Below are 23,204 nucleotides of genomic sequence, written 5' to 3'. Positions count from 1 at the left end.
CTTTTCCTGGTTTCTAATTTACGCGGTTATATTTTTTGCAAGAAATGAACTTACAAACTCATCGTCCGTAAGTTCCGGATAAGCCTTACAAACACGACTGATCTCTTCTGCCTGCCCATCTGATAGCTTTTCATTTGGATCAAGGCACCAGATTCCTTCCAGCAAGCCCTGTCTTCTTAATACTTCGTGAATACCGGGGATACAGCCATGAAAACTATGCGCAGGATCAAAAATAGCAGCATTCATATCTGTTACAGCCACACCTTTTGTCAACAAGGCTGCCATATCTTTATAATCAGAATTACGACAAGCTTTAATCTCTTCGAAAAGCCTTACAGCCGCTTGAGTCCATACTGCCCAATGTCCCAGCAAACCACCCTCAAATCTTTTGGTGATCTTTCGTCCCCCTATTTCAAACTCATATTTGGTTAACAGATCGGCAACAATATTATCGTCGTTACCTGTATAAAGCGTAATCTCTTCATTCCTTTTAGAATGACATACTGCCCTTACCATATCCAGGGTCTGATAGCGGTTAAACGGAGCGGCTTTAATGGCCAAAACGTTTTCTATATCTGCAAACTGGAGCCAAAAATCATAAGAAAAAATCCGGCCACCAACACTGGGTTGCAGGTAAAACCCAAACACGGGCATAATTTCGGCTATTGCCCGGGTGCGATCCAGAATCTGGGCCTCGGTTTTATCCTGTAAGTTTCCCATACTGAGTAAGCCCATATCGTAGCCATGACGCAGCGCAATCTTTGCTTCCTGAACAGCCTGAGGCGTGTCGCCACAAATACCCGCTACACTAATAAAGCTATCCTGAATCCCCGACTTTACGATTTCTTCCGCTGCGAGGGCCAGTACTTTTTCATATAAATTCACTTCAGGATTTCGAATGGCAAACTGGGTACTATGTACGCCTACTGCTACACCACCGGCACCGGAAGTAAGATAGTATTGGGTAAGTTGTCGCTGATTCGCTTCATTTAAATTACGACTGGCATTAAGGGCCAGTGGATGTGCCGGGATAACTGTTCCCTGCTGAAGAATAGCTTGCTTTTTTGTAGATAATAATTGAGTTGACATAGCTTAAAATTTACCTGATCTTTCCTGAAAATGTGTTGGTTTATTTAATGCTTCACCACCTTCCTGCATCCAGGTTGCGGTGAGCTCAATAATTTCTCTTACGGTAACTTTAGGGTAACCAAATAATCTGTGACATTCGGAAGCATTGTTTAACAAAGCAGTACCTGCACTCTCATAAATAAAGTTTGGCTGTTTGTTAAAGATGGTTCCAAACTGTTCTGCAATCCATCTGGTAGACAATGTTTCCGGCCCTGTAACATTTAGCATTTTTGCCGGTGCTGTACAATGTAATAATGAACGGATGGCCACTTCATTCGCATCGCCCTGCCAAATTACGTTCACATTTTCAGTACGCAGGTCGATCGCTTTACCACTAAGTACTGATTTTGCGATCTCTACCAATACGCCGTAACGGAAATCAACAGCATAGTTTAATCTGTAAATTAACATCGGTGTGTTGTTCTTTTGAGAAAAATACTCAAAAACCCTTTCTCTACCCAGGCAAGATTGTGCATACTCACCTATGGGTTCAGGATTGGTTTCTTCAGATACCCCACCAGATGTAACCGGTACAAAGGGCAAGACATTCCCAGAAGAAAAAGCAACGATATTGGAGTTACGATATTTCTCGGCCACTCGGCCCGGCAAATAAGCATTCATTGCCCAGGTAAAAGCCTCTTTACCGGTTGTACCAAATTTATGCCCTGCCAGATAGATCACATTCGACGCATCGGGAAGCGCAGCCAGCTCTGCTTCATTCAACAAATCTGCAGCAATGGTTTCCACACCTGATGCTTCAAGTGCTGCACGTGACGCAGGATCTGAAAAACGGGAAACGCCAATAACACGCTGACCACTTCCGGCAATATCAATTGCCTGTCGCGCCAAACGAGCCATCGAAGGTCCCATTTTACCGGCAACACCTAATAACATGATATCGCCTTTAATACGGCTGACATCTTCAACCAATGCCGCTGAGGGCTTCAGTATCTCTTGTTCTAACAGGGTTAAATTACTCATATTGTGTGTGTGTTTATGTTCGTTTACAGCATTATTTCAAAAACAACTCGTAAAAGTTATATATAGCGAGTAATGCAAGAACCAAAAGTCCGGCAAAGCCCGCATACCTGGCAAATGGAGTATTAACATGTTCTCCCATCAAGCTACGCTTATTTGAAAGCGTATACATGGCAATACCTATAAAAGGAACTAAAAATATAGTGATGCTCTGCGCAAAAATGATCAGTTCTAATGGTGGTTTTTCATATCCTACGGCAACAACACTACCTATAACCATTACCAATGCGATGAATCCCTTTACCACTTTTGAATCCAACTGACTCCCATAGCCAAAACCATCAGAAAGCAAAGAACCACCTATAGTTGCATTACCTACCAGCGAGGAGAAAGACGCACCAAATAAGCCTACGAGAAACAACAATGAGGCATTATGACCGAAAAGCGGCTCCAGGGCAAGAGCCATATCTGACGCCTTGTTTACCGGAATACCTTGCTTATTTAATACCGCGGCCGCACATATCATCACCACTGCACTCATTACACCGAGGATGATCATTCCTATAAAACCCTTGCTATTTTCCAATACAGAACCGGGATTGATTCTCTGCCTTGCCTGCATCAGATAAGCCTGATAAAAAGCGCCAACAATAGAAAAACAAGAAGCTGAAAAAGCAATGACCAAACCTGTTGAGCCATGTGGAAAGGAAGGAGTAAAACCTGTGAAAATGCCCGAAATATCAGGCTTAACCAGAAACATGGTAGTCAAAAATGCAAATAGCATCAAAGCAACAATGGCAATCATTAAGCGCTCCAGTGTTTGATAAAAGTTGCGAAAAAACAGCAATGCTATACTTATTAGATTAAAAAGAATAATCCATGGAGCAGGCCGAGTGCCTGTAGCCTCAGACAGTGAAATACCAATACCAATAGAGTTTCCAGCCTGAAAAGAAGTGGTAACTAAAAAAATTCCAACCCCCATTAAGCCAGCTACCCATTTACCATATTCTTTGCGAATAGTAGTTAAGATTGAATCATCAGTAGCCATACCAATCCTGGATCCAATAGAGGTAAAAACAATCATAAAGAAAATTGCAACCACCACTACCCAGAGTAAACTGTAGCCGTACATTGCGCCCATTTTTGAGGTGATCGTAATTTTACTGGGCCCAAAGACAATAGCCGCAGTGACAATACCGGGACCAAGTGAAACCAACCATTTTTTTACAGAATTCTTCATTTACCCTAATTCGCTATGTTATAAATTCTCTGCTTTCCTATTTCTCAGATTCAAATCATTGATCAGCAGAAAAACATATGTATACAAATATATTATTTTTTTGTATACAAAAAACAATATTAAAAAATAAATACCATACTTAAAGCACTGGATTACAGTTCAAATAGTTTTACCGCCTAAGAAACCTAATAGAAATACCGGTAAAGCCAGAAACCCCTCAGATTATGCGTATTTGATATAGAAATACAATACTATGGTCGTGATAATGGCCCACCAGATAAACGGATTACGTAAGCCTCGCTGCTGTTTCCTTTCCTCCAGAGGAAGAGAGAGACTATCGCGTGTCCAGATCAAACCAACAAGCTCAGCGGCTGGTTTAGGTTTTGTAGCCAGACTAACCAATACACAGCACAGCATACAAGCCCAAAAAACAATGCCGGTACGGTTAAAAAACGGCATATCGGGAAAGCCATACTCAATAGCCAGGGACAACGGAATGGTTAAAAGTCCCGCAGCAACTGCCCCTGCATGTGTGGTACGCTTCCATAGGATACCCAATAAAAACATCGCTGCAATACCTGGAGTAAAATACCCGTATGCATTCATCAGATAGATAAAGATCGGTTTATGAGAATAGAGGGAGAGCAAGCCGGTACAAATAATGCCCAAAAGAATAATGACCACACCAGTTATGCGACCAAACCTCACCGACTGCTTTTCTGTGGATTTAGGCTTTATATAGGGTAGATAAACATCCATTGTTAAAATGGTGGTGCAGGAATTTATCGCTCCTGAAAGGTGCGACATCACAGCAGCGATTAACCCCGCCATAACCAAACCAACCAATCCTGAGGGAAGTAGGTTCTCTACCAAAGTAGCAAATAGCAAGTCGGGTTTATCCAGGTTAGGAAATAACTTAGGTGCAACCAAAGCTGGAAATATAATCAGCAGAGGAAGTAAAAACTTCAGGTAATCGCCAAAAATAATCCCCATACGTGCATGCCATTCATTTTTAGCCGCCAGCGTACGCTGCACAATAAACTGATTAGTAGCGTTATAAAATATACTGATACACAAAAGCCCACCCAGATACATCGTCCATGGAAAATCAGGATCATCCGCGGGCATCATCAATTTCCAATCTTTCGTTGTTTCAAGCACTGCCGAGAAACCTCCCGCAGCATCAATTGTAGTATACGAAAGTGCAAACATACCCAACATTAACACCCCAAGCTGAACCATTTCGGTCCATATTACCGCTCGTAACCCACCCGCAATCGTGTAAATACCTGTAGTAATAGCCAACACCAACACACTTGTCAACATTGGAATACCCAGCAACGATTGCAGTGATAAAGCACCAAGGTAAAGTACAGCACTGATTTCAACGAAAACATAGGTCATCAACACCAACACTGAATAGATGGTGCGTGCGCCTTCTCCAAATCTTTTTTGTAAAAACTCAGGCATGGTATAAAAACCATTGCGCAGATAAAAAGGGAGGAACACCCATAATAAGGCATTAAAACCTATCAGGATTGCACCCCATTCGGTCACCATGGCCACAAAACCACGGTTATATGCCACCCCCATTACGCCAACCAGCTGATGACTACTGATATTTGCAGCAATAATACTTCCGCCAACCATCCACCATGGAAGTTTATCGCCGGCTAAAAAATAATCTCTTTTTGTATTGCTCCCCTTACGGGATGCATAAATACCAAGTGCAATAATACCAAGAATATAAATACCAAAAACGGCAGCATCGAGGGATGTAAAATTTGAGTTCATTTGGTTTGGTTGATGTGGTTCTGTTATTTCATTAGTTCTTTCGCGGCAGCAATCGTAGTTGCAGTCAATTGCTCGAGAGCGCCCGAAGCAAAAGGTGTTTGCCATACGGCATACATGTTCTTCGCATACAGTTCCCGGGGAGGTAAGTAGCCCGCATACCCATTTACAATATTCATGATTGCTACTGCATTGGGAGACAGCGCCTCACGGACCTGTTGTTGAAAGTACGAATACGCCTCATTCGGTTGTCCAACAAGACAAGCCTCACCTACGCGCCATACCCAAAGTGGCATCATGGAAACATCACCATCCCCAACGGTTTTACGAATACCCCGCATGCGCCACAATCTTTCCTTGAGCACATGGTCTTTGCATTCGCGCCACTGACTTTCTATCTCTGCCAGGGACGGAAGCTCTTTTAAAGCTAAAGGTATATTCATCATCTGCAGGCCCAACTGCGTGGACGCTACGCGTGCATATTTTTTCCAGACAGCAAGTGGAGCGCCCGACTCGACAACCTGATCCAGTTTCAGTTGATAATTTGCAGGATACATCGCTTCAAGGACACCCAAGGCAGCATACCCTAATTGTCGGCCGTAGCCATCTGCCAACTGGCAATCCCCCGAATACTGCTCCGATGGAGCCAGTTCACCCGAGGCACCCTGTAAAAAAAGGCACGGAGCCCCAGTGTGGTCTTCCAGCAGCTCCCGCATTGCCCCTACATAATCCGGAGAAATAAGCCTGTTATCCCAGGCTAAAGTAGTTGGATGACAGGCGTAATTCACAATGGTCCCAGTCGTTTTTCCTTCTGAATTGGTAATCCTTCCTACCAGTAAGGTATCATCAGCCTGCCGATCAGGATTGAAGCCCACCAACAGTCTTTCACCTTTATCTTCCGGTAAATCGCGATTGGTAGCCAGATCACATTTCCCGTAACGCCAGGAAAGCGTAGATATATCAGCCGAACTGAGCGCAGCTTGAATGGCTAAAATCGCTTTATCTTTAATGTATTTTAAATATGGAATGATGTATTCACCACCGGGTTTAGCCACATCTTCTGAGAACAGACCCGGTCCGGCATGTGTATGCGACAAGCAAAACATCAAATGAGATGCTTCCAACTGAAGAGCTTCCAATATTGCTCCACGCAATTCTTTTTCATCAGCGGCACTTTTCCACCAACCCAGATCGGCTGATATCAACACAAGAGGTTTATCCTGCTCAGCTTCCTTAAGCGCAATACAGGTGAGCTTTAACGGCCTGTGGACACCTTCAGCGACATCATGTGTCGCTGCACCCCAATTGCGGGCGTAGATCCCGACAGGAGGAGTAATATCTTCCTGGGCAACGCCAATTATTCCGGTGAAAGATGAATCATAGGTCATAATGCGCGCAATGAAAGTCCACCATCTATTAACAATGTACTGCCAGTAATATGCTCATTTGCCGGATGACATAAGTAAGCCACTTGTTTGGCAACCGTAGCAGCGCTCATAATTTTCCCAACCGGGACTTTTTCTGCTGCCTGCTGTATCAACTCCGGATTCTTCGCCCATATTTCTGCGCTTAGCCCCGCCTGCACATAACCCGGAGCAATTTCATTAACCATAATCTGATGCGGAGCCAATTCAAGCGCCATACATTTACATAACATCCGCAAACCGGCTTTCGACACACAATAAGCAGGTAGATTGGGATGAACAGCTTCTGCAGCCCAGCTTCCTATAAAAATCACATGGCCTGGCAATTTTTCCTCCAGCATCCTTTTTGTAGCTTTCTGTGTGAGATAAAATGCCCCATCCAGATTAACTCGCAATTCGCGCGACCATTCTTCAGGGCTAACCTGATGAATACCGGCTTGTGTAACTGTTGCGGCATTTGAAATGATCAGACTTGGAATCCCCAACACCTCTTCTACTTCCTGTAGCCATTTATCCACCTCAGCGGCATCAGACACATCCACCTTATTGTAATGTGCAGCAACGCGATATTCCTGCTTCAGTTCATTCAAAAACTCCTGAGCATCTGCCAGAGCTTGTAAATCGCCGATGGCGATCGCAGCACCCTGTCCCGCAAATTCGCGGCAAATGGCCTGTCCAATATCTCCTAACCCTCCGCTGATCACCAGGACCTTATTCTGAAACAATTTTTCCATGTGGATTATTTTTTAGTCTACCAGTCTCCTACACTACCATCTTTATAAAATGTCCTTTGCAATACTTCCTGTTGAAACGGATGCTTTTTCACTTCTTCTTCATTGATTTCTATACCAAGGCCCGGACGCGTGTTCGGACGAACAATCCTTCCTTTCTTTTCCACAGTAAATCCTTCACTAACCACATCAGCGCGCCATGGCACATCGTTATGCACACTTTCACATATGATATAGCCCGGAGTTGCAAAACCAAATTCTATTGAAGCCGCGGTACTTACCGGTCCTTGTGGATTATGTGGTGCTATCGAAACACGATAAGCCTCTGCCATCGCCGCTATACGCCTCACCTCACTAAGTCCGCCGCAATGTGTGATATCCGGTTGGATTACACTTACCGCTCGTTTTTCAAACATTTCACGGAAAGCATGAATAGTAACCAATCTCTCGCCACTGGCAATAGGTGTAGATACCGCGCGCTGGATTAATGCAATGTCTTCGATTGACTCCGGCCAGCAAGGCTCTTCGAAAAAGTAAAGTCCGTACGGCTCAAGCGCTTTAGCAAACTGCATCCCCATACGTGGGCTGGGACGTGCATGACAATCGACCATAATATCGATATCGTTACCTACAGCTTCGCGCATCGACCTCACGCAGGCTTCTGCATAATGAATGGGCTTCAACCCTTCAAGCGGCATAGTTTCGGGCACTGCCATTGATTTAAATGCCGTAAACCCATCTTCTACAGCCTGCTGTGCCAATTCACCAAAACGGCTGGCATCATCAGGTTTAGTCTGATAAAAGTCTTCCATTTTGCCACCTCCAAGATGACAATATAGTCTGATATAGTCGCGAACCCGTCCGCCCCATAATTCATGCGTAGGCACGCCATGTATTTTACCAGCAATGTCCCAAAGTGCAATATCGATACCGCTAATCGCTGTACCACGCACAATGCCGTTACCATGCCAGAAATGCTGACGATACATCATCTGCCAGAGATGTTCTATACGGCGTGGATCTTCGCCAATCAGCAACTGCGACAAATCTTCAATAGCACCTACCACACTTCGGGTATGCCACTCCAGGGTAGCTTCACCCCAACCCCAAAGACCAGGCTGATCTGTTACAACTTTTACAAAGATCCAATTCCGCATACGCGCATGGCATACGTAAGTTTCTATAGCGGTTATTTTCATCAGTATATAATTTTGATTTTTAATGGTTATGAAGCTTGCATAAGCATATTTATTGCTATTTGTAGGCTTATGCAGGTTTCATTACCTATTAAATAAAGCTGATAATACTTTTTTATTTTTCTCCAATGTTTCTTCTATATCTGCCATGCTGTGTGCAAATGATATACTCCCTTGTTTAAAAGGCAGCGGAAAATTAAATATCCCTTGCTCTATCAATCTATGGCGATAGGTTTTATCAAAAGCAGCATCATTATGCAAAGCAATATCGTGAAAATCTTTTGGAGCATGATCCATAAAATAAACACAAAATGCTGATCCCTGACGGGCAACATAAAAAGGTTTATCATATTTTGAAAGGATATCATTTAAGCCGTTTTCCAGGGCCAGTCCTAATTTCTCAACATGCTGATATACGGAATATTCCGATGAGGAAAGCTTTTTCAGGGTAGCAATAGCTGCTATAGTGGTTAAAGGATGCGCGTTAAACGTACCAGCAATCAACACCCGCTTTTCTTTATCAGGATGCACAAAGTAATCCATGTATTTTGCTTTCCCCGCAATAACCCCCATCGGATAACCATTGGCAATAGCTTTCCCGAAAGTACTGAGATCAGGGGTCACTCCGCAAACGCTTTGATACCCCCCTAAGGCATGACGAAATCCAGTTTTCACCTCATCAAAAATAAGCAGGAAGCCTGTTTCATCAGCCAGCTTACGCAAACCTTCTAAATAACCCGACTCAGGTTTTACGATACCTATGTTTTGTAAAACAGGCTCCAGTATTAAACAAGCTACAGGGTAACGCTTAGTAATATATTGAATAGACTCAAGGTCATTGTAATTAACAACATGGATCAATGATTTATGTTCTTCAGGAATTCCGGCCGACAAAGAATCGAATGGATATTCGCCCGGACTTACCCTACCACCAATATCTTTCAAATCACTAATCACATTTCCCGCCACATCATTGTGCCAGCCATTGTATCCACCTTGCATAATGATCACATGATCTCTGCCCGTTACAGCCCGTGCAATACGGATGGCATGATAGGTGGCTTCGGAACCGGTAGTTGTGATCTGCAATTTCTCTGCGGTTGGCACACTATTACAAAACAACTCCGCAAACCGCCCTTCAAGATCAGTGGGACCAGCTCCCATCAATACCGAATCGTCATTTATAGATGCTAAAACCGCTGCATTTACATCAGGATCATTATGCCCGAGGAAAGCCGCTGCGAATCCTGCCTGATAATCAATATACTCATTACCTTCAATATCCCAAACCCTGCTTCCTTTACCTTTTGAAAAACAAATATTAGGTTCAGACTTACGATTAAGTGAAACAACTCCACCAGGAATCCATTTTTCGTTCTTGGTAATTATTGCTGCCGATTTTAGCCAACTATTCATCATTTTCTTTACGTTTTAAATTTTCCATCATACGACCAGTACTAAGATTAACGCTTGTCTTAAGAAAGCAAACAACAATACGCTATCTTTGTATACAAATATATAACTTTTTTGTATACATCAAAGCGATAAAACGTTTAATATTATTTTTTTTATGCTCGCTATTCAGGGCAAAAAAAAATGCCGCGACAATAAAGCCGCGGCATTTCAAAAGAAAAAATAGCTTAACTACTCCAGTTCCAGCGAAGCTACTTCACCACGAAGCAGGTGTTTGCTGAGAAATTCTTCAGCTTTCTTCAAACTCTTAGATTTAAGCGCCTTCAAAATTTCCCTATGCTCCTTATCAGTCAACTCATAATCATCCATATGTGTTTGCGATCTGCCCAATTTTAAATGGAACAACGGAATATTACTGAGTTCATACAGTTGTCGCAATTTGGTATTTCTCGCCATATTAATCAGCGTTTCATGGAACTTTACATCAGCCTCACAAGCACCCGAAAAGTAACCGTTTTTTACCATCAATGTAAAATCATCACATATCCTATCCAATTCAGCAATATCCTCATCAGTTACATTATTAAAAGCAAGCCTTAACGCGCCCAGCTCCAACAACTCCCGGATTTCACGGATTTCATGAATATCTGTAGCCGTCATTGTTTTAACATAATAACCGCCTTTCTCGCCTGTTTCCAGCAAGCCTTCACCTAATAAACGATTCAGCGCTTCGCGAACCGACACCCTGCTCACCTCCGTCTTTGTTGCCCAAACATCTTCCTTTAACCTTGTTCCTGGAACGATCTGATTAGACAATATCTTTTTGCGCAGCTCAGAATATACTTTGTTTGATTGCGAATCTTCTTTCATGTCAAATTATGTAAACGAATTTAAATATAAAAAGTAAACAATATTACGCATTATTCCAAGCTTTTGCAAACCATCAGGCAAATCACAAGCCAAAAGACACCATGTATCTTACTTTAAATCAACACCTTCATACGACCTACCCGAAGATACAATATATTTCCCTGCTGCTCCCTGAAAGCTCATTGTATGCTTACCGGGAACTACGTTGAAGTTAAAATTATCCTTCTGCCCTATACGCCTAACGTTCCAAAATCCTTCCTTCAATCCGGTAAGAACAATCTGATAAGCAGCACCAACCGGAACATCCACCGTAAATGAACTATGGATCAGATCCGAACCCGAGCTCATCACCACAACCCGATCTGCAACTGTTACCTGATAACACGCTCCCATTTCCTTAAAATCTAAAGGCAATGGCTCTGTATCCCCAGAAGTCATTTGAAACACAGTCAGAAAACGATCTCGTTTATTTGCTTTTTTCGGAGAGATCATAATACGATGTCCATTGGCTTCGGCCTTTGGTGAAACAACTTCAAATTGCTGACCAAAGGTACTATTGACAGCTTTCCCACTTAAAATCTCAGTCTGACGATCAGCAGCAGACGGCACCAACATACGCACATGTGTTTTTCCCACCAAACCTTTAAGCTCATTTTTTAACACAAGACTTCCATCAGACTCCTCAGGCTTATTTAGCGTATTGATTTGCCAGAACTTTTGAAATTCTGGCTTTGAAGTCGTCATATCATCTGTTAAAATAATTACTGCCGGCACATCTGCTCTATCTAAATTCAAGAAGCAAAAGCCCCGCGTATAATTACTCATTTTAGCCGTATAAGCACCCGTTAAATCCACCTTGAAATAACTGTATGAAGGTTTAAGCTTTGACGGCCCGAAGTCGGCAGACAAAACCTTCCCATTATCAAACCAGGGATCAGATGTTACTTCCTGAGGGGTTAATGGGAAACGTTGATTAAACCGCGTTCCACCATCAACGAATTTTGAACGGAACAACAATTTCTCATCCGGATCTTTAGCCAGCATCAGACTATGTGAGATAGATCTTTTATTAAAATTATAATCATAAGGAGTGCCATAAGACAAATACAAACCAATATCCCCCACTTGTATGCCATGATAATAAATCTGCAATCCTCCGGCATCCGATTGCTGATGGTTACCAAACTGGTAGCCCCCACCTTTGATTTCAGCGATCACATCATTACTACTTTCACTATTATCCCAGCCTGTACGAGCAACCATCCCTCCCAGCACTGTTCCAAAATCTTTAGTCAGGGGCAAAGCATTAAGGCTATGATCAGCTTTCAGCTTCGGATCATTCACCAATAAAAACAAGACAGGATTATCAGGTAGTCCGCCCTCCCGTTCAAACTCGCCTTTAATCAACGGATCATTGGCATATGCCGAACTCAACAGCATAGTTTGCGGTTGCTTCCAATAAAGCGGTCTTTCGCCTCCAAACTTCACACTAAACATATCACCATCACGCAACATATAACCATCCGGCAAACGCATATACAACCAATAGTAAGGCAAGCTCTTGATGTTATCATCAAAAACAGACAAACCGGTCATCCTATAATAAAGCCAGGCGGCATACATTTCCCACCCAAAACGATAGGCTCCATAATCCACTCCCTGGTTGTGACGAGGAGACTCGTACTCAAATTTCCGCATAGGCACTAAATCCTCCAAAATAGCATAAGAAGTATACTTATACAGTTCAGGGTTCTTATCATAAAGCGCAATACTCATCGACAGGAGGTCGCGGCTTAATTGCGCCTCATTTCCATGGCCATTAACAATACTATCCATAAATGGCGGCCAGCCCATTTCCATTTCTCTGGCCAATCCTAACATTTTATCGTACAATAACTGCTTATTTTTTTCGCTCAACAAATCATAACACCAGTCGTAAACCAGCGACGCCGTATAAATAGCCCTCCCTATTTCACGGGTAATATCCCCATGCTTCACATTACCAAACTCTAGCATAGTCATATAGTTGACCATCAATTGAGCAGCCTCATTCCCTACTTTTTTATCACCTGTCATCAGATAATAAAAGGCTTTAACCTGAGCAGCCTTTTCCAATTCTTCCTGGTAAAAGACTTCCTTATCCGGGTCAAAATCAAACTTATAAGGAACTTTCGCTGAAGCAGAAACCGTAGCCCATACAGGTTGATTTTCGCCCTCAGTTAACCGCCTCCTAACCATTGGTAAAGTTTGCGCAGTTACCCAAAGCCTCGGGTGACCGCTTGGCGGTACAATTTTAGGCACATAATTACGCGCTGTCACAGGCACTTCCGGAGCATTATAATTTTTCCACTCAATATACCCCAACTGTACTCCTTTAGGCAACCATAGCTTAACTTGTTGATCTTTGTCATTCAATTCGAACTTACCCGACACCTGATTAGCCGCCTGGTACAAATCGTATAAAATGCGTTTTGTGGGGCGTTCATTTCCAATCTGTATTTTCACATACAAAGCAATCAGATTTCCCTGCACATCCTTTTTCAAATCTCCTCCTGCAGGAACAGCATAAGTCGACATTTGATACGTTCCCGCTTCAGGCACTTTTATAGAAAACACCACATCAGGTTCAGAAGATTTAGCATCTACCATCGAAACCACATCCTTTTTCAACATCACCCCATTCTCATTCCCGGACCCGGAAGTTTTTTCTGCAGTTTTTGTATTGATTTTAGCCTGATCGGCAGGAAACCGCTTTACATATTTATCACCCACAACATACGGGTGCACCTGTGAGAATACGGCCAATGAACTTATGTTCAATAATATTATAAAAACAAAACCTACTTTCACTTTCATCATCATTTTCAAATCGAGGGTACCGAACAGCATTCTTCTATAATTAAACCTTAATATAAATCTTATTCTTATTTAAAAGCCATCCAACGCACCAACAGAATAACATATTTGTAAGCGCAAAAAGCAATGAACCCGCAGAACCGGGTAAAATTGCCTGAAAAACAGCATTATTAATCTGTTCGTAGAGATTAATTGAACCCAACGGGATTTTACGCAGGGTAATCAACAACATCTCCGCAAACATGTATATAACGAGGGGATTTTTCCCGAAAACCGTAAAAAAACTAACCCAATCTTTACCCTCACTCTCCTTTTTTTCAGTCAGCAATACCAATATAGGGAGCAAAATCAGATCAATACCAATGGTTAAAAGCGAGAAGGAACTTGTCCATATTTTTTTGTTGATTGGAAATACAGTATTCCATAAAAGCGCTAGTACAATTCCAGCAAGCCCGATAAGAAACAACGGCCTTATTGCCACCCGCGACATACCCTTTTCCCGGAGATACTTTCCAACCATATAACCAGCTAACGTGTTAACTACAGCAGGCAGCGTGCTAAGTAATCCTTCGGGATCAAAAACACCATGATCATAGTAAAGATGAGCGCTACCAAAAAGCAGGATATCCAGCTTTGTTATCGCATTTCCTTGAATAGAAAAAGGATCGTCAGTTCCAAACATCAACAGCGCACCCCAGTACAACAAGAGTATTCCTACCCCCAAATACACCAAAAATCTTTGGCCGATGTAACGAACCGCCAATGCGGTTAACAAATAACACATCGCGATGCGCTGCAACACTCCAAAATAACGCGTTTCACTTATAGGGAAAGGAATAATATCATTATGAGCATCCAATCTGTAAAACGGAAACCAACTCATCAAATATCCTAATAGAAAAATAATAAAGGACCGTTTAAAAACATGGCACAACACCCGACCGGAGGACAAGCCTGCGAATTTCTTTTCCGAAAAACTCAAAGCATTACCCACAGCAAAAAGAAAAGAAGGGAACACCAGATCCGTAGGTGTAAAGCCATGCCATGAGGCATGATCAAGCGGCCAGTAAGGCAATGCACCTGAACCCGGACTGATTACAATAATCATGAAACATATCGTCATCCCGCGAAAGACATCCAATGCAGTGAAACGGGTTTTAGTTTCGTTCATTTTTTGCGGCTAAAAAAAGAATTAAGTACCGAAGATAATTCACAATTCCCTGTGGCTTTCCACAGGGAATTGTTTTAAAACAGCAGAGATCTTTACAAGAACCCCTACACTAAATACATGCTAATAGCCTGGATTTTTTACAATCGTTGGATTAGCTATTCTTTCTACTTCCGGAATAGGCTGCAACCTTCTGAAATCTGTAGTAGCCACATTTGTATAGAAAGAATAAGCCTTAGCACCCATATTTTGACGGGTAAAGCTAACGTTAGTCCGCATTAAGTCAAAGAACCTTAAACCTTCAAAAGCCAACTCTTTACGCCTTTCCAATATAATGGCATCAATCAGCGCCTGACCGGTATAGGTATAAGCAACAAGTAAAGGGTCTCGGTTTTGAGCCACCATATTCAAATACAATCTTGCATTGGTTCCATCATCTAATCTGGCGTAAGATTCAGCAAGTGTTAACAACACCTCTGCATATCTGAACAATTTTACTTCATCCCTATCGGCAACCCCAACATTCTGATACTTATTCACATAGTAAGCCTGAAACGCACTGGCACCAGTGCCCCTTGTGCTATTTAAAATCAAACCTCTTCTTATATCTGTTGCACTATAAATGGCATAAGTATCATCAGTCACCAGGTAATCACCTATACCCCCTTTGGCATACAACCAATCCATCCCCTCAACACCATTATTAGCTACAGCAGTATTACTGATTTCGAAAATAGTTTCCACCTTATCTGTCCTAGGCAGCGTTGATGCCCAGTAAGCAGTAAAAGCAGGTCCACCGGTTGTTAAAGCATACCCAGCACCCTTTACCACCAAAGCCGCATCACGAGCTTTTTCATAATCACCTTTATACAAATAAGCTCTTGCCTGAATCGCCTTAACTGCAGGTTTAGATATAAAATTCGTATTTGTAACATGGATAGCCGGGGGCGTTTCCGGCATCATGCTATATGCCTTATCCAAATCGCTAATGATTTGCGCATAAACTTCAGCCACGGTATTTCTTGCCGGCATAATCAAAACACCTGCTTTATCAGACGAAATCGTAACCAAAGGAACACCGTCCGCAGAAGGATTCACTGTATACGGTTTACCATACCAGTTCACCAGGTTCAGATAAAGCAAAGCCCTTATAGCATAAGCCTCTCCTCTTAACTGACTTGAGTTAACACTTTCTTTCAAGTCGGAACCAATGATTCTATTCGCTTGTAATATGGCGTAATAACTCTGCGTCCAGATAAAACGGGATTCCGTAGCTCCCTCCGCAAAAGAATAATTATTAAGCGTGAGCAATCTTCCAGAATTTGAACTACTCAGATAAACATTATCTGCCAGGATATCACCCATAACAACGGAATTCCGCCCAAATAAAAAGTAACTCTGCAAAATCCTGTAAGTCCCCGCAAGAGCCTCCATCATGTCGCCATCAGTTAATATGGCTTTATCTACCGAAACTGCAGTCGACGGATCCTCCTTTAAAAAATCTTTACGACAAGAGGTACCCAACGTGATCAATACGAGCAGGAAGGATATATATGTATGTCTAGTTTTCATCTCAATTTAATTAAAGTCCGACATTAATACCAAAAGTGAATGTTCTATATTGTAGCATATCCTGATCATCAAAGCCTGAATAACCTACTTCAGGATCAATTGGCAATCGTTTATCAAAAGTAATGGTAGCTAAATTGGTTGCTCTTCCATAAACAAAAACTTTACTCAACCCCAATTGCTTAAACAATGAAACATTCTTAAGATCATAACCCAGGCTAACATTTCTCAAACGAATATGGTCGCCACGGTATAAGCGATAGGTACTTGTAGAAGGATCATTAGCCGGATTTGTAGCGAACTTAGGAACATTTGTGATCTGCCCAACGGTTGTCCACCTGTTATCAAAAACATACTGATACTTATTGAACAAGTATTGAGATGCATTGGTAAAGTAAATATCCGCAGCACTGGTAACCCAGTATCCTAAATTATAATTCACATCTACACTTAAACTAACCCCTTTATAAGAAAACGTATTGTTAAAACCTCCCGTAACCTTAGGAATCGCCTGCTTATCCTGCAAAATCAGCTTAGCATCTGCGATTTTATTCGTTGTCTCAGTACGGGCCTCATCCTTATAAAATAAAGCATCACCATTTTGAGGATCTACGCCCACAAACTCCTTCATGTAATAAGTATTAAAGCCATACCCCTCTTTCAAATAAAATGAGCCATTCTGTACTGGTGTATTTTCAGGCAAATGGGTAATTTCATTTTTATTGAAGGCCGCATTAAGGTTCGTATACCATTTAAAATCGTTTACTCTTAACAAATCGCCTTTCAAGGTAAACTCCCAACCTTTATTTACCATTGCTCCAATATTCTTACCAACCGCAGCAAAACCCGTAGTAAGAGAGGTTGGAACATTACGAATCAAACCGTCAATATTGTTATAATAATAATCAACAGTCAACATAAACCTATCATCAACAAATCCGACATCTAATCCTGCATCAAATTTCTTAGAAGTTTCCCAGCGAAGATCTACGTTACCGCTTGTTGAGTATTGCTGACCGGTATAACCTGCATAGCTATAAGCACTGCTGTAACCAGCCTGTGGCACCCATGAGTAATTCGTCATACTGGCATTCCCTGTGGTACCATAGGACGATCTCAGTTTTAAAGACGACATGATATGTTGCTTTTTAAAGAAATCTTCCTGATGCACATTCCAGGTACCCCCAACAGAATAAAAATAAGCACCTTGGTTTTTAGTTGGGAACCTTGATGAACCATCTCTTCTTACAGATGCGCTCAATGCATATTTGTTTTTAAAGTTCACATCAGCAAGTGCATAAAGAGAAGTGAAAGCGTAATTACTGTATTGGCCAAAAGCACCATTTGGAGTTGCTGCGTTAGTGAGCGCAGTTAACTCAGACTGCGCAGAAGGGAACCCAAAGCCATCAGCAGCCAATAGATATTCCTTTGAACGCTGAGCCTCATAACCCAAGGCAGCAGTTACGTAAAAATCCTGGTCACCATTTATATCATAGCGATAATCAACCTGATTACGGGCTAACCAGTTAAAGTAACGGGTATAATAATTTTTACTACGTCCTTTAAGACCGGCACCATCCCCCATCACAGCATTCAAAAACAACGTTTCTTCCAATGTATTATAGTCAATACTGAAATAGCTGGTATAATTTAATTTATCCCAGATGTTCCATTTAAGCTTGGTATTTCCCAAAATACGGGTTTGAGATAAGTATTTTTTGTCATTACCTGCAATCCACAATGGATTATAGATTCCTGGAAAATTGGTATTCCCAACGATCGAGGTATTGATTGATCCATCATCGTTATAAGCACGCTGAAAAGGCCTTAAAACCCGAGAGGCCCATGTAGGACTTCCTGAAAACTGGGTACCATACGGCGTATTCTGACCCACGTTAGAGAAGTTAATGCCCGCCGTAAGCTGGAATCTTTTACTGATCTCGTGATCAAAATTAAACAAGCCTGATATCCTTTTTAAATCAGAAGCTATGGTAGTAGCCTCCTGTTGAAAATAACCCGCAGAAGCAAAGAGTTTAGTTTTTTCTGTCCCTCCATTCATGCTCACGTTGTATTGTTGCTGCCTACCTGTCCGGGTTACCAAATCGTACCAGTTATTGCTTTTTCCGCTATTTAACCCATAACTCTCAGCAGCCGTTTCCACCTGAGCCGGAGTATTACCAGCATTGGTTAACGCCTCCCTGAACAACACTGCATAATCAGCCGCATTCAAAACCTTTCCTGCATCAGGATTATCCATTGCTTTAGAAGACCCATACTCGGCATCTACACGTATCTGAGTTTTTCCGCTCTTTCCTCTCTTTGTGGTAATCAAAATTACACCACTACTACCCCGGGAACCATACAAAGCTGTCGCGGCTGCATCTTTAAGCACATCAACACTTTCAATATCATTTTGATTTAAACCGGCCAATGCATTTGCCGTCGTAGAGTTATAACCTAACTTTCCTGAGTTTACAATCATCCCATCAATCACAATCAACGGACTAGAACTTAATGAAAGCGAACCCAGTCCCCTGATACGGATATCTACGTTTGCACCAGGTTGTCCGCTGGTGGTCGGAGCGACTAAGCCCGCGATTTGGCCCTGCAAGGTTTGCGCGAATGTAGAATACGGTTTATTCTCCATCACATCACCTTTAATCGAACTAATGGCACTTGTGTTTGCCGCGAGTGTCGTAGTACGGTAACCATCCGTTATCACCACCTCATTCAGCGTTTTCACATCCACCTTTAAACTCACATTAATCTGACTTCTGTTTACCACCACCTGTTGAGAGATGTAGCCAATCATTTTAAATGTAAGTGTAGCGCCTTCAGCTACATCTTTAAGTTGGTAACGCCCACTCCCATCTGTTGAAGTAGCCTGAGAACTACCAGACACCTGAACCGACACGCCCGGTAATGGCTCACCATCAACACCGGTCACCGTACCACTAACATTTATAGATTGAATTTTAGTGTCCCCGTTCAACCTGAAACCGTTCTCCTTTAGTCTATAACCGTAGGATGATTTAGGAAAAACGCCAGGACCAGGGCTTGCCGCTGAAACTTCAGCACTACACAAGCCAATCACTGCAAAACTAAAAGTTGAAACTTTAAGCAATCTTGCAACTTCAGGTTTGAGCGTGATTCTGCGAAACAGAGCCTGAGCCCCATTTTCAATATGAATTTTAAAACTCATACATTTTTAATTAAATGATTAAAAATTAAATTATTTCTGGTGGTTCAACCCGACAACCGAACATCAACTCAAAGGCGCTTCCACGCATTTGGACATTCGTTGTACGAGTCCTAAATATTTTGTCTAATTATCAATCATACTCCTCCGCTTTTTAGTTATACAATTCTGTGCTAGTTTTTAGGATTAAAAATCCCTAAACCTCTCAAGCATGGAAACATTATTGTGTGTATGTTATCTTATCCCAGACGGTTCAAATCGTTTATATTTTGGTTAGGCTTACTCTTATGTATACAAATATATACTTTTTTTGTAAACAAAATAATTTTATTCAATTTTTATTTTTAGAAAGAATATTTGAAAAGCCCAGATTTAAAACAAAATAAAACACTCATTTTTAAGACATTAAAAACCAGAAGAACTCAACCTATAAGGAAAAACTTCCCAAACAGCGTTTATTTAAAACATAATCGTTGCACCTAGGGATAAAAATGAGAGAATCCTAACATAAAAAACAAATCGCCGAATGATGATTAATGAGCGGTTATACACTATAACAAACTTTAATGCATCCAAAAAAACTTAGCCAATCCACAATTAAGCCAGCTAAAACTTGCAGAAACTTACATAAATATTAAATTATGTAAACAAATTTAAAGATTAAAAGTATACATTTAACTATAATATAATAAAAAGGAATTTTTGCATATTTAAAAACATTGCCACATTCCCCTTAATAATGTCAGACAACCTATTACCCCAAAAAACTACATTAAAAGCCAGCTTATTGCTCGACACCCGTTCTGTATTAGGAGAAGGGGCCATATGGAATGATGTCGATCAAAAACTCTACTGGGTTGATATTGATCCGGGATTATTACACTGGTTCGACCCACTCACCGTCCATAATGAAACCGCAGTATTCAACCAAAAGATCAGCACTGTAGTACCAACGCAGCATGGCAACCTTTTAGTAGCCTTAAAAGACGGCATTTACAGCTATAAAAAAGCTTCAAATCAACTAGACCTTGTGGTATCGAATCCCGAAAATGATTCATCAGGCAATAGGTTTAATGATGGGAAATGCGATCCTTCCGGCAGGCTGTGGGTAGGCACAATGGGCGATGAACAATCTGCTCATTTATATCGTGTGGATCCAGATCAATCTATCCATACGATGAAAACACAGGTATCAACCTCCAATGGCTTAGTATGGTCGCCGGATAAAAAAAAGATGTATTACATCGACACCTCTACCCATAAAGTGGTGGCTTACGATTACGACGATCAGTCTGGACAAATATCAAACCCCGCCGATGCGATCATTATTCCAGATGACATGGGAAAACCTGATGGATCCACCATTGATTCGGAAGGTATGATCTGGATAGCCCTATGGGGAGGCTATGCGGTAACCAGATGGAACCCAAAAACCGGAGCATTGCTGTGCAAGGTAAAAGTCGCCTCCAAAAATGTGACCTCTTGTGCTTTTGGAGGAAAAAACCTGGACACCCTCTATATCACTACCGCCCGAACCAAAACATCGGAAGAAGAATTAAAACTATATCCAAACAGCGGCGGATTGTTTATGATCAAACCAGGAGTTACCGGCGTTAAAACAAATCACTTTTCCGGATAAAGACGGCACTCGACAAATCACTGAGCTAAAAAACGTCTTCAAACTGGATTTTAAATGACCTAAACTCATACAGAGCCATATCAGACTCATATAAAAGTCATGCTTCCCATAAACAAAACCTAAATAAACACTTATACAACAGACAGTTAAACACAAAACACTTATCAAAAAAACATTCATTACCGGCATCAAAATGTGATGAAGTTTTAAAAATAATTTGGTGGTTTTCAGTACATTTGAGATAGATCAAATCAGGAAATCATGTATCAACTCACTGTAGCTCCAGACAAAGTAAATGAAACCCTAAGTAAACACATTTTAGCTGATGGCTTTGATCTGACTTTCGACATGGAACGAAGTCAGGGTACATATATTTACGACTCAAAAAACAAACGTACGCTGCTCGACTTTTTCACCTGTTTTGCTTCAGTACCGCTGGGTTATAATCATCCCAAAATGGTTAACGATGAGACCTTCAAAAAAAACCTTTTAGAAGCAGCTTTAACTAACCCCTCAAACTCTGATGTATATACCCAACAGTATGCTGAATTTGTAGATACCTTTTCTAAACACGGTATTCCAGACTACCTTCCACATGCTTTTTTCATTGCCGGCGGAGCCTTAGCTGTAGAAAACGCCATCAAAGTAGCGATGGATTGGAAGGTTCAGAAAAACTTTGCAAAAGGATACAAAGAAGAGAAGGGCTTTAAAGTGCTGCATTTCGAGAAAGCATTTCATGGACGTACCGGTTATACGCTAAGCTTAACCAACACGCTTCCTGATAAAACGAAATGGTTTGCCAAATTCGACTGGCCAAGGGTATCTGTACCGGTAGTTAAATTCCCATTACAGGATGAGAACCTAAAAATAGCGATAGATACAGAAGCTGTTTCCATTGCCCAGATTAAACAGGCATTTGCTGACAATAAGGATGATATTTGTGCAATTATAATCGAGCCGATACAAGCCGAAGGTGGCGATAATCATTTACGTGAAGCGTTTTTAATCCAACTAAAAGCACTTGCAGATGAGCACGAGGCCTTCCTAATTTACGATGAGGTACAAACAGGCGTAGGCCTGACAGGAAAGTTCTGGTGTCACCAGCATTTCAGCGAAAAAGCCCGTCCTGATATTATTGCTTTCGGAAAAAAAATGCAGGTATGCGGCATATTAGTAGGCAACAAAGTAGAGCAGGTAGAACAAAATGTTTTTAAAGTTCCTTCACGCATCAACTCTACATGGGGAGGCAATCTGGTTGATATGGTGAGATCCTCACAGATTCTGCGCATTATCGCCGAAGATAATCTTTGCGAGAATGCGGCTGTAGTTGGCGAATATTTAAAAGAAGGTTTGGAGAAACTGGCGGCCAAATACGACAAAATGAGCAATGTACGCGGGAAGGGCTTACTTTGTGCTTTCGACTTCAGCAACAAAGCGATGCGCGATACCTTTATCCAAAAAGGCATGGAAAACAACGTGATGTTCCTTGGTTGCGGCAATCAAACTATTCGATTCAGACCAGCCTTATGTATTGAAAAAAAACATATTGATGAGGGCTTAGCCGTTATGAATCGTATATTACCTGCTTTATAAGGGATAATGGGGAAAAGACTTAACGCGGTTTTAGCCGTTCTGATTTTAGCTTTGATCATCTGGATGGTCAAAGGCACTTTTATGCAACCTGGAGTTAATGATCTCAAGGGGGGATTCAAGGAAATAGCACACTATCGAAACGAAAACAATACAGGCCCCATACAACATGTATTTTCGGTTACCGTTAAAGATACTACTGCAGCAGAAATGGAACTTTATGGTAATTTCATGCCCCACCATAAAGGAGGAAACACCAAAGTCTATTTCTTTTTAGAGGGAACTGAGGTACCCGACAAGCTTTACGCCGGAAAAGTAAACTTTGATCCACAGTATAATCAGAATTGCATTGCCCTTTACGAAAAAACCGCAATGGGCAATACAAGTATGGAAAAGCGTCCTTTTAATTGAT

General features: G+C 41.6%; 16 protein-coding genes. 3 read left to right on the top strand and 13 right to left on the bottom strand.

Features of this window, described 5'->3' with window-relative positions; genetic code table 11:
• Positions 1 to 18: 18 nt before the first annotated feature.
• The 13 genes from B9A18_RS00295 to B9A18_RS00235 all read right to left on the bottom strand — a co-directional run bounded on the left by B9A18_RS00295 (position 19) and on the right by B9A18_RS00235 (position 19,566).
• On the bottom strand, positions 19 to 1,089 hold the full coding sequence (locus B9A18_RS00295) for a dihydrodipicolinate synthase family protein (protein ID WP_084286672.1): 1,071 nt from the start codon (positions 1,087 to 1,089) through the stop codon (positions 19 to 21).
• Positions 1,090 to 1,092: 3 nt separating this feature from the next.
• Complete coding sequence (locus B9A18_RS00290; RefSeq protein WP_084286671.1) at positions 1,093 to 2,109, bottom strand: NAD-dependent epimerase/dehydratase family protein; 1,017 nt, start codon at positions 2,107 to 2,109, stop codon at positions 1,093 to 1,095.
• A 31-nt stretch (positions 2,110 to 2,140) separates the two neighbouring features.
• Positions 2,141 to 3,346, bottom strand: a complete 1,206-nt coding sequence (locus B9A18_RS00285) for an Nramp family divalent metal transporter (protein ID WP_084286670.1) — start codon at positions 3,344 to 3,346, stop codon at positions 2,141 to 2,143.
• A 222-nt stretch (positions 3,347 to 3,568) separates the two neighbouring features.
• Entirely contained in the window at positions 3,569 to 5,140 is a 1,572-nt protein-coding gene (locus B9A18_RS00280) for an SLC5 family protein (protein ID WP_084286669.1), read from the bottom strand.
• A gap of 23 nt (positions 5,141 to 5,163) precedes the next feature.
• Entirely contained in the window at positions 5,164 to 6,525 is a 1,362-nt protein-coding gene (locus tag B9A18_RS00275) for a neutral/alkaline non-lysosomal ceramidase N-terminal domain-containing protein (RefSeq protein ID WP_084286668.1), read from the bottom strand.
• On the bottom strand, positions 6,522 to 7,295 hold the full coding sequence (locus tag B9A18_RS00270) for an SDR family NAD(P)-dependent oxidoreductase (RefSeq protein WP_235005201.1): 774 nt from the start codon (positions 7,293 to 7,295) through the stop codon (positions 6,522 to 6,524). Before B9A18_RS00270 ends, B9A18_RS00275 begins: the two co-directional genes overlap by 4 nt.
• 17 nt (positions 7,296 to 7,312) lie before the next feature.
• Positions 7,313 to 8,491 carry a galactonate dehydratase gene (gene dgoD, locus B9A18_RS00265; RefSeq protein WP_084286666.1) on the bottom strand — a complete coding sequence of 393 codons (1,179 nt, stop codon included), beginning with the start codon at positions 8,489 to 8,491 and terminating at the stop codon, positions 7,313 to 7,315.
• Between the two features lie 81 nt (positions 8,492 to 8,572).
• Positions 8,573 to 9,907 (bottom strand): aspartate aminotransferase family protein, encoded by a 1,335-nt coding sequence (locus B9A18_RS00260; protein ID WP_200816286.1) that lies wholly within the window; start codon positions 9,905 to 9,907, stop codon positions 8,573 to 8,575.
• A 225-nt stretch (positions 9,908 to 10,132) separates the two neighbouring features.
• Positions 10,133 to 10,771 (bottom strand): GntR family transcriptional regulator, encoded by a 639-nt coding sequence (locus B9A18_RS00255; RefSeq protein WP_084286664.1) that lies wholly within the window; start codon positions 10,769 to 10,771, stop codon positions 10,133 to 10,135.
• 108 nt (positions 10,772 to 10,879) lie between these two features.
• Positions 10,880 to 13,660 (bottom strand): DUF4962 domain-containing protein, encoded by a 2,781-nt coding sequence (locus B9A18_RS00250; protein WP_235005200.1) that lies wholly within the window; start codon positions 13,658 to 13,660, stop codon positions 10,880 to 10,882.
• A 10-nt stretch (positions 13,661 to 13,670) separates the two neighbouring features.
• Positions 13,671 to 14,798, bottom strand: a complete 1,128-nt coding sequence (locus B9A18_RS00245; RefSeq protein WP_084286663.1) for an acyltransferase family protein — start codon at positions 14,796 to 14,798, stop codon at positions 13,671 to 13,673.
• Positions 14,799 to 14,918: 120 nt separating this feature from the next.
• On the bottom strand, positions 14,919 to 16,367 hold the full coding sequence (locus B9A18_RS00240; RefSeq protein ID WP_084286662.1) for a RagB/SusD family nutrient uptake outer membrane protein: 1,449 nt from the start codon (positions 16,365 to 16,367) through the stop codon (positions 14,919 to 14,921).
• Between the two features lie 10 nt (positions 16,368 to 16,377).
• Positions 16,378 to 19,566, bottom strand: coding sequence for a SusC/RagA family TonB-linked outer membrane protein (locus tag B9A18_RS00235; protein WP_084286661.1), 3,189 nt, complete (start codon positions 19,564 to 19,566; stop codon positions 16,378 to 16,380).
• Between the two features lie 736 nt (positions 19,567 to 20,302).
• Between B9A18_RS00235 and B9A18_RS00230 the strand changes: the two genes are divergently transcribed.
• The 3 genes from B9A18_RS00230 to B9A18_RS00220 all read left to right on the top strand — a co-directional run bounded on the left by B9A18_RS00230 (position 20,303) and on the right by B9A18_RS00220 (position 23,203).
• Positions 20,303 to 21,202, top strand: a complete 900-nt coding sequence (locus B9A18_RS00230; protein ID WP_084286660.1) for an SMP-30/gluconolactonase/LRE family protein — start codon at positions 20,303 to 20,305, stop codon at positions 21,200 to 21,202.
• A 261-nt stretch (positions 21,203 to 21,463) separates the two neighbouring features.
• Positions 21,464 to 22,795, top strand: coding sequence for an L-lysine 6-transaminase (lat, locus tag B9A18_RS00225; protein ID WP_084286659.1), 1,332 nt, complete (start codon positions 21,464 to 21,466; stop codon positions 22,793 to 22,795).
• 6 nt (positions 22,796 to 22,801) lie between these two features.
• Positions 22,802 to 23,203, top strand: a complete 402-nt coding sequence (locus B9A18_RS00220; RefSeq protein WP_084286658.1) for a hypothetical protein — start codon at positions 22,802 to 22,804, stop codon at positions 23,201 to 23,203.
• Position 23,204 lies beyond the last annotated feature (1 nt).

The sequence above is a fragment of the Pedobacter nyackensis genome (assembly GCF_900176505.1).
GTDB classification, from domain to species: domain Bacteria; phylum Bacteroidota; class Bacteroidia; order Sphingobacteriales; family Sphingobacteriaceae; genus Pedobacter; species Pedobacter nyackensis.
Note: the sequence above shows the minus strand (reverse complement) of the source record. Positions and strands in the feature narration are given on the sequence as shown.

What these genes read in the sequence shown, in the direction of transcription:
- B9A18_RS00290 (WP_084286671.1), bottom strand. Translation starts at nt 2,109, where the DNA reads ATGAGTAATTTAACCCTGTTAGAACAAGAGATACTGAAGCCCTCAGCG.
- B9A18_RS00295 (WP_084286672.1), bottom strand. Translation starts at nt 1,089, where the DNA reads ATGTCAACTCAATTATTATCTACAAAAAAGCAAGCTATTCTTCAGCAG.
- B9A18_RS00240 (WP_084286662.1), bottom strand. Translation starts at nt 16,367, where the DNA reads ATGAAAACTAGACATACATATATATCCTTCCTGCTCGTATTGATCACG.
- B9A18_RS00280 (WP_084286669.1), bottom strand. Translation starts at nt 5,140, where the DNA reads ATGAACTCAAATTTTACATCCCTCGATGCTGCCGTTTTTGGTATTTAT.
- B9A18_RS00260 (WP_200816286.1), bottom strand. Translation starts at nt 9,907, where the DNA reads ATGATGAATAGTTGGCTAAAATCGGCAGCAATAATTACCAAGAACGAA.
- B9A18_RS00220 (WP_084286658.1), top strand. Translation starts at nt 22,802, where the DNA reads ATGGGGAAAAGACTTAACGCGGTTTTAGCCGTTCTGATTTTAGCTTTG.
- B9A18_RS00235 (WP_084286661.1), bottom strand. Translation starts at nt 19,566, where the DNA reads ATGAGTTTTAAAATTCATATTGAAAATGGGGCTCAGGCTCTGTTTCGC.
- B9A18_RS00285 (WP_084286670.1), bottom strand. Translation starts at nt 3,346, where the DNA reads ATGAAGAATTCTGTAAAAAAATGGTTGGTTTCACTTGGTCCCGGTATT.
- B9A18_RS00230 (WP_084286660.1), top strand. Translation starts at nt 20,303, where the DNA reads ATGTCAGACAACCTATTACCCCAAAAAACTACATTAAAAGCCAGCTTA.
- B9A18_RS00270 (WP_235005201.1), bottom strand. Translation starts at nt 7,295, where the DNA reads ATGGAAAAATTGTTTCAGAATAAGGTCCTGGTGATCAGCGGAGGGTTA.
- lat (WP_084286659.1), top strand. Translation starts at nt 21,464, where the DNA reads ATGTATCAACTCACTGTAGCTCCAGACAAAGTAAATGAAACCCTAAGT.
- B9A18_RS00250 (WP_235005200.1), bottom strand. Translation starts at nt 13,660, where the DNA reads ATGCTGTTCGGTACCCTCGATTTGAAAATGATGATGAAAGTGAAAGTA.
- dgoD (WP_084286666.1), bottom strand. Translation starts at nt 8,491, where the DNA reads ATGAAAATAACCGCTATAGAAACTTACGTATGCCATGCGCGTATGCGG.
- B9A18_RS00245 (WP_084286663.1), bottom strand. Translation starts at nt 14,798, where the DNA reads ATGAACGAAACTAAAACCCGTTTCACTGCATTGGATGTCTTTCGCGGG.
- B9A18_RS00275 (WP_084286668.1), bottom strand. Translation starts at nt 6,525, where the DNA reads ATGACCTATGATTCATCTTTCACCGGAATAATTGGCGTTGCCCAGGAA.
- B9A18_RS00255 (WP_084286664.1), bottom strand. Translation starts at nt 10,771, where the DNA reads ATGAAAGAAGATTCGCAATCAAACAAAGTATATTCTGAGCTGCGCAAA.